Source organism: Bacillus sp. SLBN-46, from assembly GCF_031453555.1.
Taxonomy (GTDB): Bacteria; Bacillota; Bacilli; order Bacillales; family Cytobacillaceae; genus Neobacillus.
Genome location: NZ_JAVIZM010000001.1, coordinates 4,066,973 through 4,083,811 on the forward strand (window position 1 = coordinate 4,066,973; position 16,839 = coordinate 4,083,811).

The 16,839-nt window shown below is 38.9% G+C and carries 17 protein-coding genes and 1 tRNA gene; 9 read left to right on the forward strand and 9 right to left on the reverse strand.

Annotated features, from left to right (window positions below):
* Positions 1-62 precede the first annotated feature (62 nt).
* From QFZ87_RS20715 to QFZ87_RS20725, 3 genes are read right to left on the reverse strand one after another with little or no spacing between them, the layout of a single operon-like run.
* Positions 63-1,271: an iron-containing alcohol dehydrogenase gene (locus tag QFZ87_RS20715; protein WP_309865736.1), complete on the reverse strand. Its 1,209-nt coding sequence runs from the start codon at positions 1,269-1,271 to the stop codon at positions 63-65.
* A gap of 46 nt (positions 1,272-1,317) precedes the next feature.
* Positions 1,318-2,838 carry an aldehyde dehydrogenase family protein gene (locus QFZ87_RS20720; protein ID WP_309865739.1) on the reverse strand — a complete coding sequence of 507 codons (1,521 nt, stop codon included), beginning with the start codon at positions 2,836-2,838 and terminating at the stop codon, positions 1,318-1,320.
* 28 nt (positions 2,839-2,866) lie between these two features.
* Complete coding sequence (locus QFZ87_RS20725; RefSeq protein WP_309865742.1) at positions 2,867-4,378, reverse strand: long-chain-fatty-acid--CoA ligase; 1,512 nt, start codon at positions 4,376-4,378, stop codon at positions 2,867-2,869.
* A 144-nt stretch (positions 4,379-4,522) separates the two neighbouring features.
* Here QFZ87_RS20725 and QFZ87_RS20730 point away from each other — a divergent pair, with 144 nt between their 5' ends.
* The 4 genes from QFZ87_RS20730 (at position 4,523) to QFZ87_RS20745 (ending at position 9,256) form a co-directional block, all read left to right on the forward strand.
* Positions 4,523-5,440, forward strand: a complete 918-nt coding sequence (locus QFZ87_RS20730; protein WP_309865745.1) for a LysR family transcriptional regulator — start codon at positions 4,523-4,525, stop codon at positions 5,438-5,440.
* 140 nt (positions 5,441-5,580) lie between these two features.
* A complete protein-coding gene (locus tag QFZ87_RS20735; RefSeq protein ID WP_309865748.1) occupies positions 5,581-7,077 on the forward strand; it encodes a spore germination protein in 1,497 nt (498 codons plus the stop codon).
* 18 nt (positions 7,078-7,095) lie between these two features.
* On the forward strand, positions 7,096-8,181 hold the full coding sequence (locus QFZ87_RS20740) for a GerAB/ArcD/ProY family transporter (RefSeq protein ID WP_309865752.1): 1,086 nt from the start codon (positions 7,096-7,098) through the stop codon (positions 8,179-8,181).
* A complete protein-coding gene (locus QFZ87_RS20745) occupies positions 8,174-9,256 on the forward strand; it encodes a Ger(x)C family spore germination protein (RefSeq protein ID WP_309865756.1) in 1,083 nt (360 codons plus the stop codon). Before QFZ87_RS20740 ends, QFZ87_RS20745 begins: the two co-directional genes overlap by 8 nt.
* A gap of 97 nt (positions 9,257-9,353) precedes the next feature.
* On the opposite strand, the gene QFZ87_RS20750 is transcribed toward QFZ87_RS20745, so the two are convergent.
* Positions 9,354-9,426, reverse strand: a tRNA-Val gene (locus QFZ87_RS20750).
* A gap of 161 nt (positions 9,427-9,587) precedes the next feature.
* On the opposite strand from QFZ87_RS20750, the gene QFZ87_RS20755 reads away from it, so the two are divergent.
* From QFZ87_RS20755 to QFZ87_RS20775, 5 genes are all read left to right on the forward strand, one after another.
* On the forward strand, positions 9,588-9,812 hold the full coding sequence (locus QFZ87_RS20755) for a hypothetical protein (protein WP_309865759.1): 225 nt from the start codon (positions 9,588-9,590) through the stop codon (positions 9,810-9,812).
* A 117-nt stretch (positions 9,813-9,929) separates the two neighbouring features.
* A complete protein-coding gene (locus QFZ87_RS20760; RefSeq protein ID WP_309865761.1) occupies positions 9,930-10,652 on the forward strand; it encodes an alpha/beta hydrolase in 723 nt (240 codons plus the stop codon).
* A 131-nt stretch (positions 10,653-10,783) separates the two neighbouring features.
* The gene (locus QFZ87_RS20765) at positions 10,784-11,296 is read left to right on the forward strand and encodes a YjcG family protein (protein ID WP_309865763.1); all 513 of its coding nucleotides are present in this window, start codon (positions 10,784-10,786) and stop codon (positions 11,294-11,296) included.
* Between the two features lie 5 nt (positions 11,297-11,301).
* The gene (locus tag QFZ87_RS20770; RefSeq protein WP_309865766.1) at positions 11,302-11,724 is read left to right on the forward strand and encodes a GNAT family N-acetyltransferase; all 423 of its coding nucleotides are present in this window, start codon (positions 11,302-11,304) and stop codon (positions 11,722-11,724) included.
* Positions 11,725-12,011: 287 nt separating this feature from the next.
* On the forward strand, positions 12,012-14,309 hold the full coding sequence (locus QFZ87_RS20775; RefSeq protein ID WP_309865768.1) for a UvrD-helicase domain-containing protein: 2,298 nt from the start codon (positions 12,012-12,014) through the stop codon (positions 14,307-14,309).
* 33 nt (positions 14,310-14,342) lie between these two features.
* On the opposite strand, the gene spoVIF is transcribed toward QFZ87_RS20775, so the two are convergent.
* The 5 genes from spoVIF to spoVAC form a co-directional block, all read right to left on the reverse strand.
* On the reverse strand, positions 14,343-14,597 hold the full coding sequence (gene spoVIF, locus QFZ87_RS20780) for a sporulation-specific transcription regulator SpoVIF (protein ID WP_309865771.1): 255 nt from the start codon (positions 14,595-14,597) through the stop codon (positions 14,343-14,345).
* Between the two features lie 152 nt (positions 14,598-14,749).
* A complete protein-coding gene (locus tag QFZ87_RS20785) occupies positions 14,750-14,863 on the reverse strand; it encodes a YjcZ family sporulation protein (protein WP_307289411.1) in 114 nt (37 codons plus the stop codon).
* A gap of 106 nt (positions 14,864-14,969) precedes the next feature.
* Positions 14,970-15,326: a stage V sporulation protein AE gene (gene spoVAE / locus QFZ87_RS20790; protein WP_308080507.1), complete on the reverse strand. Its 357-nt coding sequence runs from the start codon at positions 15,324-15,326 to the stop codon at positions 14,970-14,972.
* Between the two features lie 6 nt (positions 15,327-15,332).
* A complete protein-coding gene (gene spoVAD, locus QFZ87_RS20795; RefSeq protein WP_308080508.1) occupies positions 15,333-16,358 on the reverse strand; it encodes a stage V sporulation protein AD in 1,026 nt (341 codons plus the stop codon).
* Positions 16,359-16,838, reverse strand: coding sequence for a stage V sporulation protein AC (spoVAC, locus tag QFZ87_RS20800; protein ID WP_309865778.1), 480 nt, complete (start codon positions 16,836-16,838; stop codon positions 16,359-16,361).
* Position 16,839 lies beyond the last annotated feature (1 nt).

Consider the following 16,839-nt stretch of genomic DNA (forward strand, 5'->3'; position numbering starts at 1 on the left):
GACCCTACATTAACAGGAGGTTTTCAAGTGTTTTCCGGATTACAAGATTGCCAATGGTCGTGTTAAGCCTCTATTGCTTTTAACTCGAACACTTCATTTATCACTTTGGTGATAATAGGCGCTGGGATCTTGAAGAAAACTCCTGCAGGGTCATGGTGAACAGCCGGCACCAAAAGGTGTAGCTTATCTTCGTTACATTCAAATTCAGCAAAAGTATCAGGTAAATTCACCGCTTTGCGGAGATCTCTTATGAATTGAATAACTTCCTCTAAACATTGCTCATGTTTATCTGATGGGTTCTCGATACCTAATGCTTGGGCAAACCCAGCGATTCGCGTCAAATAATATTCAGGCAAAGATTCCATAACATTTGGCAAAAGCACAGCATTAGCCAGTCCGTGTGGGATATTGAATTTTGCCCCGATTGCATGTGCCATATTGTGAACCGGAACGGCATTCAGGCATAAGCAGAAAGCAGAAATGGCCATCGAACTTGCCATCAGCATATTCGCTCTTGCTGAAAGATCGTCCCCTTTATGGACCGCAGTCTTCAGATTGTCTACAATCATACGTATCGATTGCAAGGCATAGGCGTCTGTCATAGGATTGGCTTTCGGTGAAAAATAAGCTTCCACTGCATGCGTCAAGGCATCAAATCCTGTAAAGGCAGTGATTCTAGGAGGTAGCCCTACTGTTAAATCCGGATCCAGAATCGCCATGTCCGCATTGATAAACGGATGAAGCAAGTTTGATTTAATTCCGAGCCTTTCATTAAGGATAACGGCTACAGGTGATACTTCCGCTCCTGTTCCCGCCGTTGTCGCAATGGCTACGTGCGGAATCGGGATATATTGAGCCTCCGGCCACCACTCCATCACATTTCCAGTAAGTAGGGAATCACGAATGTCATCTAGACCTTTATGGAGCAACCACTTGATCCCTTTTACTGTATCCAAGACACTGCCGCCGCCAAGTGCAATTAAGGCATCACCATTGCACTCTTTAAAGAAACGTGCACCGCGATTAATTATTCCACCTTTTGCATCCTGTTCGATTTCATCAAACACACCAACAAGCTCCGGAGTTCCTGGCATGAAAGCAAATAATTCTTTAATTTGCTCAGTAATTCCAGCCTGTGTTAACCCTTTATCCGTGTAGAGCACTGCCCGTTTACCGCCAAGCCCTTTAATCATCTCAGGAAGCAAAGTTCTAGATCCCGCCCCGCTATTTACAACTGTTCGAACAGAAAATTGAAAAAATGATGTCGACATACAATCACCTGCTTTTTTAGATTTTTATTAATAAATGAGGCCAGGATTATCCCAAAAGAATTTGGTACCAAGGTCTTTGGCTTACTTCAGGAACGAGTGAGCAGTGGACATGCTTGACTTGAGAATATTCATCCAATGCATGGCGTCCTAATTCCCGCCCAAAACCGCTTTGCTTGTAACCGCCAAATGGCGCATCACTTCGGAGCATGTGCCAATCATTGATCCAAATCGTTCCTGCCTTTAATTCACGGGCGATTTGCATGGCTTTATTCACATCCTTCGACCAAACTCCGCCTGCTAACCCATAAATCGTATCATTCGCAATTTCAATTGCCTCTTCCACTGTGGAGTAACGGATGACTGATAGAACCGGCCCGAAGATTTCTTCTCTAGCAATCTTCATATCATTATGAACATCGGCAAAAATGGTAGGCTCGACATAATATCCGTTTTCAAATCCTTCTACGATCCTGCGTTTTCCACCGCAAACGATTCGTGCCCCTTCTTGAATCCCGGATTCAATATAAGAGAGAACCGTTTCCAATTGCTGCTGTGAAACAAGCGGACCCATTCCTGTTGCCATATCTAAAGGATTTCCAATTGTAATGGTGCTTGCAAGTTCAGCTAATTGTTCAATTACTTGATCATAAATGGAATCATGTACGAGAACTCGAGTGCCTGATTCACAAATTTGTCCAGAGTGGGATAAGAATCCGAATAAAATGCCTGGAATGGTAATACTCAAGTCGGCATCCGGCATTACGATAGCTGGTGATTTACCGCCTAACTCAAGGGTGACGCGTTTTACCGTTCCGGCTGCCATCTGCATAATGCGGCTCCCTACTTCTGTAGAACCAGTAAAAGCCACTTTGTCTACACTTGGATGCGTGACAAGAGCTTCTCCAATGGTGGCTCCAGGACCAGATACCACATTGAATACACCTGCCGGGATTCCTGCTTCAGCTGCCAATTCCGCTAATTTCAAGGTAGATAGCGGCGTATTCGATGCTGGCTTGATTACTATAGAGTTCCCCATTGCCAACGCAGGGGCCAATTTCCACATAGCCAGAATCATTGGAAAATTCCAAGCGGTAATGGCCGCTACAACACCTATCGGTTCCCTCCAAACCTGGTTATTGCTTGGTCCAGGAAATGGTAAAGTAGGAAGGGATTCTACATAGGGATACTCTACAGTAAACTTTGCTGTTTGCTGTAAGAGATCGACAATGGATAGGATGTCCATGTTTGAAATGCGTCGAACCGTTGCTCCTGAACTAATAGATTCTAAGTATCCCAATCCTTCTGCATGTTCAATGATTTTGTTGCCAAATTGGACAAGTACGTTAGCACGTTCTTGTGGGGATTTTTTAGACCATACTCCCGAATCAAAAGCCTGTCGAGCTGATACAACGGCCGCCTCTACATCTTCTTTCCCGGCTTTCGCCACCTTTGCTGCGACTTCACCAGTTGCAGGGTTTACTACCTCAAACGTTTCTCCGCTTAACGCAGGCTTCCACTCCCCGTTTATAAAAAGTGGAAATTCCAATGTTTGCACTGCTGCTTTCATAGCAATTCCTCCTTAGTTCCCTATTAAATTAGTTAACTTCCACTCGTTCAACAAGCAAAGCTCTTCTCAAAATCTTACCTGTGCTGTTCTTAGGTAATTCCTTCATAAATTCCACTTGTTTTGGCAGCTTGTACTTTGCAAGTTTGTCTTGGCAGAAATACAGGATTTCTTCCATCGTGATATCTTCATCATTAGTGACCACAAAAGCCTTCACGATTTCTCCGTATTCTGTATCCGGAATTCCGACCACGGCCGTTTCGACAATGGCTGGGTGTTGGTACAATACCTCTTCGACTTCTCTCGGATAGACATTGTATCCGCCAACAAGGATCATATCTTTCTTACGGTCCACGATATAGATGTACCCTTCTTCATCCATTCGGGCCAAATCACCGGTATAAAACCATCCATCCTTCAATGCTGAAGCTGTAGCTTCCGGCATTCCTAAATACCCCAACATTACATTCGGACCTTTTACAATCAATTCTCCGATTTCTCCTCTTGGAACTTCGATCCCATCCGAATCTACCACTTTGTTCTTTACATTAGGTATATCAATACCAACAGAGCCTGTTTTCCGTGTTCCCCGCAACGGATTAAAGGCTGTTACGGGAGCCGTTTCAGAAAGACCATACCCTTCTAAAACGTGAACCTTATACTTTTCTTCGAATCTATGTAATAATTCAACAGGAATCGAAGCACCACCTGAAAAACAAGCCCGTATCGATGAAAAATGTTCGGCCTTCGCTCCTGGCACCTGTAACAAAAAGCTAAACATGGTCGGAACTCCGGCAAAAATGGTCGCATTCTCTCTTCTAATTGTGTTAATCACTTCAGTTGGGCTAAATTTAGGAACTATAACAATGGATGCCCCGCAAGCAATCGGAATGTTGATACAAGTCGCGATACAAAAAACATGGAACATAGGAAGAACCGCAATGATCCGATCTTCTTCAGTAAACTCTGTAAGCTGGGACATCGAAGCAGTATTGGATGCCAAATTTCGATGGGAAAGCATGGCACCTTTAGGCTTACCAGTTGTGCCGGAAGTATAAAGAATAACCGCTAAATCTTCCTCTCCAATGGAAGGGCTTTCAAGTTTTTCTATTTGATCATGAATTAGACGCTCCCAAGACCATTCGGACTCGATTGAATCTGTGTAGATAACCATCTTCAAATTTCCAAGTTTCTCTCTTAATGGAGATATTGTCGCTTCTAAAGATGAATGAGCAATCAAAGCTTTTGCTTGGCTATTCGATAAAATATAGGAAATTTCTCCCAAAGTGTAGGCAGGATTAATCGGAACAACTACTGCACCTGCCCGAAGGATACCATGGTAAGCAATTACAAACTCAGGACAATTACCAAGCATTAAAGCGACTCTATCCCCTTTTCGGATGCCTGCGGCAGATATCCCGGATGCAGCACAATCTACTAATTTTTCAAGTTCGGCATACGTTGTACTTTGATTCAGAAACGTGTAAGCAATATGATTAGGAAATCTTGCTGCACTATTCTTTAAATTCTCATTTAAATTCATCCTTTTCCCATCCTCCCTCTATTAAAATATTATTTAGAAAATTAGTAATTGCTTGAATTTATTATATATATAATTTACACTGAAATAAATCAACTGTTAATTAAGTATATAGAAGCTAGACTTCTATATTTAAAGGAGAAAACTATGCATATTGAACAATTGGAATACATTGTAAAGGTTGCCGAAACAGGATCTATTTCTATAGCAGCAGAAAACCTGCATGTTTCTCAATCGGGAATTAGTCAATCCATTTCTAGATTGGAAGAGGAGTTGGGCGTTAAAATATTTAAACGCCACAGACGACTTGGCGCCGTTCCAACAGAAGAAGGGAAAACTTTAGTTAAAAAGGCATATGAGGTATTAACAAAACTTCAAGAATTTAAAGATGAAGCTCAAGCCTATAACACTGTATTTTCTGGAAATTTAAAATTATCAGCTATACCTGGCTTTATGCTGTTCCTATTAAAACCTTTATCTTCTTTTAAAAACGCCTATCCAAATGTGAATATAGAAATTTCAGAAAAAGCTGTCCAGCATATTATAGAAAATGTCCAAAATAAACAGATTGATATTGGCCTAATCACGGTTTACGAAGATTTAATAAAAAAAAGAGAAGATTTAATCTTTGAAGTAATACTTGAAGGAAAAATGAAGGTGTACGCCAGCAAATCCTCTCCTTTAGCGTCACAAAAATTTATAACACCAGAACAATTAATGACTCAAAATGTTATTTTATATAATGGTGATTATGTGAAACGCTTTGCCAATAATTTGATTAGTAATTTCGGACCCATGAATATTTTATTTACCACGGATAATACAGAAGTAATAAAAAAAGCGATTTTAGAGGGGTTAGGAATTAGCTTCGGGCCAGATTTTTCAAACAAAAATGATCCTTATGTATTAAGCGGTGAAATCGTTCCTATCGAAATCATCAATTACGAACAGGAAAAGATAGGTGTAGGCTGGGTACGCTCGGAGAATAATCATTTTTCAATTAACACAAAAAAATTTTTAGAGCATTTTAATTTCCATTCCCGAATGCTGACGTATTCATCTTAATGATTATTGTTAAAGAAAACTCCCTTCAAAAAAATGAAGGGAGTTTTTTTGTAATATTCCTCTAATTTGGGCTTTCTATAGATTTGAATAAAATCCCCTATCTTACACATAATTAGTAAAAACATATTAGAGGGATTTAGATGAAGTTTAAAAATGACGATAGTGACAATGGCGCGTGCTCCCAGAGAAAAAACGATCAAAATTGGATTAAACGATTATCCCAATCGAATGATTTCGTTCATGAGCATACTTCCTTAAAAGAGGATGAGCCTTTTTGGCTTTCATATTATCGTACCCTAATTTCATCAGATATTTTACATAAAGAAGTTCTGCCTTATTTGCAGGAAAAGCTTTCACTCGAAGAATTAAAAAGCAAAATCCCTGTTCAAGAAATTATTTTTACAAGCGATACACATAAAATCATTCAAAACATATTGCAAGGATATTTGGCTATTCAAAGGCATCGATTGGATGAAGAATGTTTATTAATCAATATTGCTAATAGTAAGTTTCGCGATGTCGGCATTCCGACCATGGAATCTTCGGCATTAGGACCACAAGTTGGTTTTATTGAAGAATTAGACACGAACATCAATCTGATCCGAAAGAGATTACCAGCTGCTGAACTACTTGTAAAAGAAATGACGGTCGGGAAACTGTCGAGAACTAGAGTTGCGGTCATTTATATGGATGGGATTGCTGACCCAGAAAACGTAATCACGGTGATCCAACGAATTGAGGATATTCAATATGACCAAATTTTAGACAGTTCATATATTGCGTCTATGATAGAGGATAATTCTCACTCCTTGTTTCCTCAATCCATCTCAACTGAGAGAGTAGATCGGGTAGCCGCTGGACTCCCTGAAGGGAAAATTATTATCGCGGCTGACGGTTCACCGAATCTTGTCATCGCACCTGTTACTTTAATTGAATCTTTAATTGCCATGGAGGATTATAGTTTTTCTTGGATTATTTCTAATTTTTTTCGCTTATTACGATTTTTTTCTATTTTCATATCAGGTCTTGTCAGTCCCTTATATGTCGCGACTCTGACCTATCATTATGAATTGATCCCTTCAAAATTATTAGAAAATTTGGTAGGTTCAAGGGTATCTGTTCCATTCTCTCCTTTTTTAGAGGCACTATTTTTAGAAATTATGATAGAAATGGTGAAAGAAGCTGGTATTCGTTTACCTACGAAAATCGGACAATCACTTGGTGTCGTTGGTGGAATTGTCATCGGTCAAGCCGTGGTTGAAGCAGGATTAACCAGCAATGTGTTGCTTATCTTAGTAGGACTTGGAACCTTAGCATCCTATATTGCACCTGTCTATAAATTTAGCAACACCATTCGTTTTTTTAAATTCCCTGTCATTTTTCTTGCACAATTTTTAGGATTATTTGGGGTGTTTGTTGGAGTATTATTTACGGTTTTACATACGCTCAGATTAACCTCACTTGGGCGTCCATATGTAAGTATGTATCCATTAAGGAAAACGGCCTTCCAAGATCTATGGTTTAGACTTCCTTTTTCCATGCAAAAAGAAAATCCGCAATCCCTAAGGCCGCAAAAAAAGCGAAAGTCTACTGGAACGGGAAAAAAAACAGAGCCCCTGAATGATTTCTATGAATAAAGAAGGGAGATATTTTTTATGCAAATTGATAAAAGGCATCAAATTTCTCCCTATTTAGTCTTTTTTACGATCTATAGTTCACAAGTTGGTGTGGGAATTTTAAGTTTTCAAAGAATCATTGCTAAAAAGGCAGGGTTTGATGCCTGGTTCGGGGTTTTACTGGCTGGATGCTTTGTTCAATTGTTTATTTGGATGATGTATAAGCTTTTAGCAAAAGCGGATGGAGATATCGTGGATGTTCATTCTATGGTGTTTGGTAAAATCATTGGCAAAGGTTTCAGCATGATTATCATGCTGTATTACTGGTTAGCTAGTGTATCTGTTTTACTGGGCTACATTGAAATCATTCAGGTCTGGATGTTTCCCAATTTGTCCGCATGGATTCTTTCGGTCATTATTTTGGTACTCGTTTATTATTGTGTGTCCGGGGGATTCCGAGTCGTCGTTGGAATCTCATTTTTATCGTTTCTTTATCCTCAAATCTATCTCATTATTCTTTATGTTTTTCCTATAAAAATGGCTCATTTTTCTAATCTATTGCCGATTATGAATCATTCCTTTATGGATATATTGGATTCTGTCAAAAGCTCCATGTATACCTTAGCGGGAACGGAAACGTTGCTCATGTTTTATCCTTTTATCAGAAATGGACACTCATCCAGAAAATATGCTCATCTGGGGGCCTTATTTACTACCCTGCTCTATACTTTTTCAGCTATTGTTTCGTTTTCCTTTTATAGTGAAAAACAATTAGCATCAACCATTTGGCCAGAGCTTTCTTTAACTAAAATCATGAAGTTTTCTTACTTGGAACGATTTGAGTACATTTATATTTCTATGTATTTAATCATCGTTACTGCCTTACTCGCACTCTTACTTTGGTGTTGTAGCAGGGGTCTTAAGAGAATTTTTAATAAAAAGCAAAAATATATTTTAATGGTCCTTAGCTTTGCTAGTGTCCTACTATGCCAATTCATTAAAGAATCATATAAAGAACTGTTTGATCAATTTATTACGCAAATGAATCTATGGTTATTTTATGCGTATATCCCTATTCTACTTCTTGTCCTTACCTTGTTAAAAAGGAGTCATAAAAATGGCTAAGCGCTTTGTACTTGGATGGTTTCTACCGCTATTTTTAACTGGTTGTACCCTTATCCCGCCTACCATTGTCAATGAAATAAATATGGCACAGGGCGTGGGGTATGATTTGGCTTCGGGTAACAAAATAAAAGAGACCATTGTATTTCCTATCTTTAAAAAGGACAAGTCTTCCTCTACTGAAATCAAAGCTGGTATTGGGCAATCGAGCAAAGAGATTCGTGCCCTCATAAATAACGAAACTAGATATCCGTTAGTAAGCGGGCAGCTTCGTTTAGCTCTATACGGGAAATCTTTATCTAAAAAAGGAATTAACGATTTTGTAGACACCCTAAACCGTGATCCCTCCATTGGAAGCCTTGTTCAAATGGCCATTGTAGAAGGTGATTCATCTGATTTATTAATGACAGAGAAATTTAAAACAGAGAACATTTCCATATTTATACAAGAATTACTTGACCAAAACATGGTGTCCGGCCAACTTCCTCGAACTAATTTACAGAGCTTTCTATTTCAATTTTCTCAGGTTGGACAGGATCCCTATTTGCCATTAATAAAGAAGGAAAAAGACTCGGTCAAAATCAATGGATTGGCCATTTTTAAAGATGATCGATTTGTCACATCTTTATCATTGGACGATCAGTTCATATTTAAAGGAATGGTTGATACATACAAGCATGGACTACACCAATTTATTTTAAGTAATGGCGAGAAGGTCGTTTTAGATATTCTTCATTCAAATGCAAAATACAAAGTGAAAATTGTAAATGGTAGACCGGTATTTACGATCCACTTAAAAATGAAGACTAGACTTCAAGAGTTTTCTTCTCCAAAAAAACAAAGGGTGCCTATTAATAAACAAAAAATTCAAAAGGGAGTGGAACAAATTTTAGAAAAGAGTACCTTGAAAATGGTTTCTCGATTTAAGGACCATCAAGTGGACCCGATAGGTCTTGGAGCAAAATATAAAGAACATTATCGAAAATTTAATGAGAAATCATGGAATTTAATTTACCCTCAAGTAAAAGTACTTGTTCATGCTAAAGTTGAAATTAAGCAAACGGGAATCGTTGAGTGATCTTCTAGGATCATTCATCTGATTTATTTCATGCTAAATTTCATGTAATTTATAAAAAGCCTTGATAACACTATGGTTACCAAGGCTTTTTTATGTATGACCTGTGAGGGGTTCGAACCCCCGACCTCAACCCTGTCAAGGTTGCGCTCTCCCAACTGAGCTAACAGATCGCTTATTAAGCTACATTTCTAATTATAGTAATATTCTAGCAAAAGTCAATAATTAATTTCCAATATACAACGTCAAAGATAAGAACATTAGTTCTTGTTTTTGTTGAATAAAGAACTAATGTTCGGTTATAATGATATTATAAAAGAAAGGAGAGATTTACATGGATGGGCTATTTATTCGTTCAATTGAAGAAAACATGCCCTTGGAAATGATTTATCTTGCTGACAACCAAGAAATTTCACAACGGAAACTGATTGTGAAGGAAATTAATGATGACTATATCCGCGGGTACTGTTTGCTTCGGAAACAGATGCGCACTTTTAAACGTGAAAACATCTTATCCCTAATGCCCGAATCACAATCGAAAAATCGATATCTTCATTAATTCCTCTTTACCTCTTAACAGCAGCTAACCAATCCCTTTATTCCCCGTTGTGAAAGCATTTCCAGTCGAGTTATGGTAAAATTCTAATGTATCTACTGAATATGGGGGTTTTATCACATGGAATTTCCAAAAGGCATGATTAAAGAACTTACCTTTCATAGCAAAGAACTGGGAGAGGAAATACTACTTCTCGTTTACCTGCCAGCAAACTTCTCACCACTCTATAAATACTCTCTGCTGATTGCCCAGGATGGCCGGGATTATTTTCAACTCGGCAGAATTGGCCGATTAGCAGATGAGTTTCTTTATAACAGAGAAATTGAAAATTTAATTATTGTTGGGGTACCCTATAAAGATGTTGCCGATCGCCGCAGAAAGTATCATCCAAATGGTGATCAAAACGAGCAATACATTCGCTTCCTAGCACATGAATTAGTGCCATTTCTTGATACGGAGTTTCCAACCTATCAAATGGGTACGACCCGAGCACTTATTGGTGATTCTCTAGGGGCCACCGTCTCATTAATGACAGCGATACAATACCCACACACATTTGGAAAGGTGCTTTTGCAATCACCCTATGTGAATCAAAAGATCTTAGAATTAGTGGAAGATTTTACAGATACTCAGCTATTAGAGATTTATCATGTAATCGGAACCCAAGAAACTGAAGTACCAACGACAGATGGACAAGTGAAGAACTTTTTACGCCCTAATAGGGAACTATCAAAGATCATTTCAGATAAACCCTTTACATACTTTTATGAAGAATTTAATGGTGATCATACATGGACCTATTGGCAGCCAGATTTAAGACGGGCACTGAACATGTTTTTCTAACACATATTAACAAAAGTTTGAGTATTTTCTATTATTTAATATAGTTAGAAAATTTGCTATAATAGTAAGAAGGCTGTTATGAGTATTATTTTTCTATTAAAATAATTTTTTAAAAACGGAGGTATATACGTATGAAATTTGGAGTTGTCATTTTTCCATCAAAAAAGCTTCAAGATTTAGTGAATTCTTACCGTAAACGTTATGATCCACACTATTCACTTATTCCTCCACACTTAACATTAAAAAATGCCTTTGAAGCAACTGAAGAGAATGCATTGGATGTAGCGAATAAGTTACAGCAAATCGCTCAAAATACCCATCCATTTTCTTTAAAAACTTCAAAGATTAGCTCTTTTCAACCTGTAAATAACGTGATTTATTTTAAAGTTGATCCGACAGATGAACTTACAAATCTGCATTCCGAAATCAATCAAACTTTTAGCGATTCACCATTGGAGTATGCCTTTGTCCCACATATTACGATTGGTCAAAAACTCTCTAATGACGAACACTCCGATGTCTTTGGTTCACTCCGAATGACAAAAATTAATCACGAAGAAACCATTGACCGATTCCACCTTCTCTATCAATTAGAAAATGGTTCTTGGACCGTTTATGAAACATTTCGTCTTGGAAAGGAATAGGAAAAGTGAAGCTTAAAGTAGTTGAAAATCAAAAAGAACTGGAAGATGCATTTTCCATTCGAAAAACTGTTTTTGTGGAAGAACAAAACGTTCCTCTTGAAGAGGAAATTGATCAATTCGAAGATGAAGCTGTTCATTTTGTTTTATATAACGATGATTTTCCAATCGGAGCAGGCCGATTCCGTGTGGTTGATGGATATGGAAAAGTAGAACGAATTTGTGTATTAAAGGAAGCAAGAAAGACGGGTGCTGGAAATGCCATCATGAATGGCATTGAGGAGCATGCTCTTGAACAAGGGCTTCATAAGTTAAAACTTAATGCCCAAACACAAGCCATCCCCTTTTATGCTCGTCTAGGATACGAGATTGTCTCTGAAGAATTCCTCGATGCAGGTATTCCTCATAAAACCATGATGAAAGAAATGTAACATACGAACCACTTGCCAGAGAAAAACGGCAAGTGGTTTTTGTACATAATAAGAAAATTCGACTTCGAGAATTGTCCAGCTCCAGCGCCTAGCCCCTCGGGTCAAATAACCTTCGGCAATAAAAGTCAAAATGCGGACTTTTCTTGCCGAAGAACATTTGCCTGTCGGGGCTGACCAAGGCGCTTCCGCTTTTCTTTATGAATGGTTAATAAATGAAACACTTTCCGTCCCTATCAGGTTTTGTTATGATAGAACAGTCGTATTTATTGAAATTGAGGTTTTACTATATGAAAACTGCTATCTACCAAAATCAAACCATAGAACTTGAACAACTAGCCAGGGAACAATATCAAAAGATATTCCTTGCTGGTAAAAATGGTGAACTTCTTTGTCCTGCTTGCAAGGAAAAGGTGCAACTGTTTTTAGGGATTCAAGATCATCCACATTTTTTCCATGCACATGCTCCTAAAAAAGATTGTTTGGAACCAAGTTCTCCAATAACTCAAATAGATGACACACAAAACTATATTGAACGGAACGGCTTTAAAATACCGCAAGGCAGAACCATTACAGAGACCCCCAAAGATGTTGAACTGTTCAAGTCTGCAAAACATATAGAGTATCAAATTCCATTTATAGCAGCAGAGGCCAAACCAAATAATGAGCGCCCGTCATACCTTCAGCAACTCGAAGGACAAGGAGTAGTCCTTGATGATAACCAGGCGGCGGCTGTTATGGAAACGGAAGGCTCTTTACTAGTCTTAGCTGGTGCCGGTAGTGGGAAAACTCGGGTGTTAACTGCCAGGACAGCCTATATGATGGAAGTAAAACAAACAGATCCCCGATCGATTATGCTTGTTACCTTTACATCAAAAGCAGCTGCGGAAATGAAGCATCGTTTGCTCTCGTATCCCAAAATAAACCGAGAAAAAATTAACTTACTGGTTACGGGAACCTTTCACAGCATCTTTTACCGTATACTTATGTATCACGATTCAGTGAATTGGTCGGCTCATAAACTATTAAAAAAAGAATGGCAGCGGGACAAAATCCTGAAGGAAGCGGGTAAAGAGCTGGATTTATCGGAGAAAGAATTTGCCTATGATTTGGCTCTTCAGCAAATTGGATTTTGGAAAAACTCCCTTCTCCTGCCTAATGAAGTTAAACCTTCAACAGAGTGGGAAGAGAAAGTTGTCTTTTTATATACAAAATATGAAGAGTTCAAACAAAGAGAAGGTTTATTTGACTTTGATGACATGCTGATTGGCTGTTATCAGCTTCTCAAAACATCTCCAGCACTTCTTCAACAATATCAAGATCGTTTTCACTATTTCTTAATCGATGAGTTTCAGGATATTAATAAGGTGCAATACGAGCTGGTTAAGCTTTTATCAGGAAAAAACAAGAACGTCTGCGCAGTCGGTGATGATGACCAGGCGATTTATAGCTTCAGAGGCAGTGACCCTAGCTATTTACTTGAGTTTGAGAAAGACTTTCCATATGCAAAATTGGTCACGCTAGACCAAAATTATCGTTCCTCTCATGAGATTGTTTCGGCAGCCAATCAAATGATCTCTGCCAATAAATTAAGAAGAACCAAGAAAATGAAGGCTCAATTCTCAGCGGGAATACTTCCAAAGTTATTTTTCCCCTATGATGAAGAAGAAGAAGCAACCATGATTGTTACAGACATTCAAGAGAAAATTGCTGCAGGAGCGAACCCTTCTGACTTTGCCATTCTTTATCGAACCAATGCTGGCTCTAGAGCCGTGTTTGAGCGCTTAGCGAACTCAAACCTTCCGTTTAAAATTGATTTGGACGCAGACTCTTTTTACGACCGCTATATAGTAAGAAGCACCCTTTCCTTTCTAAGAGTGAGTTTAAATGAAGATGATCCCCAAGCAATTGCTGACATCTTACCTTTTCTGTTTTTAAAACAGTCTGTACTTAAAGAAATAAAAGCACAAAGCATCTTAAAAGACTGTAGTTTTCTTGAGTCTCTTTCACACTTGAAAACGGCACATGCTTTTCAAGAGAAAAAATTAAAAAAAGCAGTGACACTCATTCGTGGATTAAAACACTTGTCTCCAATTAAGGCACTTGAACAGATTGAAAAGGACATTGGTTTTCTAGATTTTCTTAAAAAACGTGGAAATGAATCGAGTAAGCTGGAAAAGGGTTCAGATGACCTGAAGGACCTGAAGGTGGCTGCAAGAAGCTTCGATACCATTGAAGCATTATTAGTCCATGCGGAGCACATGTCGGCCATGAATAAGGAAATTAAAAACTTAGGTAAACATTTTACCGATGCCATTAGTCTGAGCACGATTCACCGTGCCAAAGGGCTGGAGTATCAAACTGTCTATATGCTTGGGGCTGTCGATGGCAGTCTCCCGCATGATTATGCACTTGAAACATATAGAAATGGTGATTTCTCTGCTTTGGAGGAAGAACGAAGATTATTTTATGTTGCCATGACCCGCGCACAGCAACAGCTATTTATTTCCGTCCCCCAGCATAGAAGGAGTAAAAAAGCGTACCAATCACGATTTTTAACACCGCTTAACAAAAAGAAGAGAGGCTGACCTTTTGGATGTAAGTCAGCCTCTCTTCTCTTTTTATTTTTTATTCATCATTTTGGTGATTGTATTGAAGTCAAGCTGCTTACCATCATTCACAATTGATTTGACAATTTGATCTTCCATGTCCTTACTTACCGGTTTATTGGCAATTTTGGATACTCTTTGAATCACATGACGTACAGTTTTTTCATCTTTAAAATTAGCATTTTGCAAGGAATTAGCAAGGTCGAAAATATCCTTCATATTTACGCCTGTTTTGTTTTCTATATTTTTAAAGAAACCGTTATCCATCGAAAATTCACACTCCTTCATAAACTACTTTATTGTATGAAGGAGTGATAAAATGGTGAATAAAATGGGAAAAGCTATAATAAACATAGGTTAAGAAAGGGTCGGCCATTTGATTGGGCCAACCCCTTCCTTCAGTTCAAGCTCAATATTTCTTAATAGAAGCTTGCACCAACAATGATTAAAAGGATGAATAATACGACGATTAAAACAAAAGTTGAACCGCCACCATATCCGTAGCCGTAGCCTCCTCCATATCCACACCACATAGACTGTCACCTCACTTTTGTAATCTCACTAATAACATATGAAAGTACATAAAAAAGTGTATAGGCATGACAGACTAAACAAGAAATTCGAATCAAATTGGGTTATTTACCCTTTTGGTTTAAAAATAAGTGCGCCGATAAATCCAAATATAATGGCCGCCGAAATTCCAGAACTTGTCACCTGGAACATCCCCGTTAATACCCCAATAATTCCATGTGCCTTGGCATCCTGTAAGGCTCCATGGACAAGGGCATTCCCAAAGCTGGTAATGGGAATGGTTGCCCCAGCCCCGGCGAAGTCGACCAATGGCTCATACAATCCGAAACCATCCAGAACTGCACCGGCAACAACGAGCAAGCTTAAAGTATGGCCTGGAGTCAGTTTCGCTACATCAAATAATAGTTGTCCGATGACGCAGATTATTCCACCCACTACAAAGGCCCAGAAAAACATCGCTAACACAATGGCTCACCCCATCTCTCCATTCATTTCTATCGCCACAGCGTGTGCAATACACGGGATTGATTCATTCTGCTGGAAACTTAACGGTGATAACAAAGCCCCTGTTGCAACAACTAAAATTCTTCTATATTGCCCTTTTTTCATTTGATTTAATAAGTGACCATATAAAACGGTTGCTGAGCAACCTGCACCGCTTCCCCCAGATTGCGCCGGTTGGTCTTCCTTGTAAATTAATAAACCACAATCCTGGAATTGTCTTCGCTCCAATTTAAGGCCGCTTTTGTTTAATAATTCAAAGGCAGTATCATGTCCGATTCTTCCAAGGTCGCCAGTAACAATTAAATCATAATAGGATGGGTCCAACTCTAAGTCACGAAAATGAGCCATGATGGTATCTGCCGCAGCTGGCGCCATTGCCCCACCCATGTTAAATGGATCGGTTAAGCCCATATCAATCACTTTTCCGATGGTTGCTGCAGTTGTCACAGGTTCGAAACGATCAGGTTCATTAGGCTGCACAAGTGCTACTCCTGCACCCGTAATGGTCCATTGCGCGGTAGGCGGCTTTTGACCACCATATTCAGTTGGATACCGAAACTGTTTCTCTACTGCTGCGTTATGGCTTGATGCACCTGTAAGGACGTATTTAGCTCCCTGGTAGTTCACCACGAAAGAAGACAGCGCTAAGCCTTCCATGGAAGTCGAGCAAGCGCCAAACAGACCAAAGTATGGAATCTGCATCGTCCGTGCCGCAAAACTCGTCGGTGTGATTTGATTGATCAAATCTCCTGCAAATAAAAATTGGATTTGTTCTTTTTGAACTTTTCCTTTATCCAAGGCAACCTTAATTGCTTCTTCGAGTAATAATCGATGGGCCTTTTCATAGGATTCTTTTCCCATCCATAAGTCTTCATATAATAAATCAAAATCATTGGCCAATTTTCCATTTGCTTCAAATGGTCCACCCGTTACGCCAGTTGCTGTGATCATTGGGCGGTTTGCGAACACCCATGATTGATGCCCTTTTAACAATTACAATACCCCCCACATCACAAGTAGCGTTTTAATTAATGCAACTACAAAAGCGGAAAAAACTCCGAAGAGAATGACCGATCCAGCCAATTTAAACATATTTCCACCAACGCCAAGAACAAACCCTTCTGTCCGGTGCTCAATGGCAGCCGAGATGACTGCATTACCAAAACCAGTCACCGGCACAGCACTCCCTGCTCCTGCAAATTGACCCAATCGATCGTAGACTCCAAACCCAGTTAATAGCATTGAAAAAAAGACCATGGTTGCGACTGTAGGGTTTCCAACGCTCTGTTCAGTAAAATTAAAAAAGTAAATATAAAAATAACTAACAGCTTGACCAATTACACAAATGAGCCCACCTACAAAAAAAGCTTTTATACAATTCTTTAAGACCGGTCTCTTTATTTCATGTTTTTGCTGTAGTTGTTGATAGTTTCTCTGCTGAAGTGTTGTGTTTCTTTGTTTGTTACTAGGCATC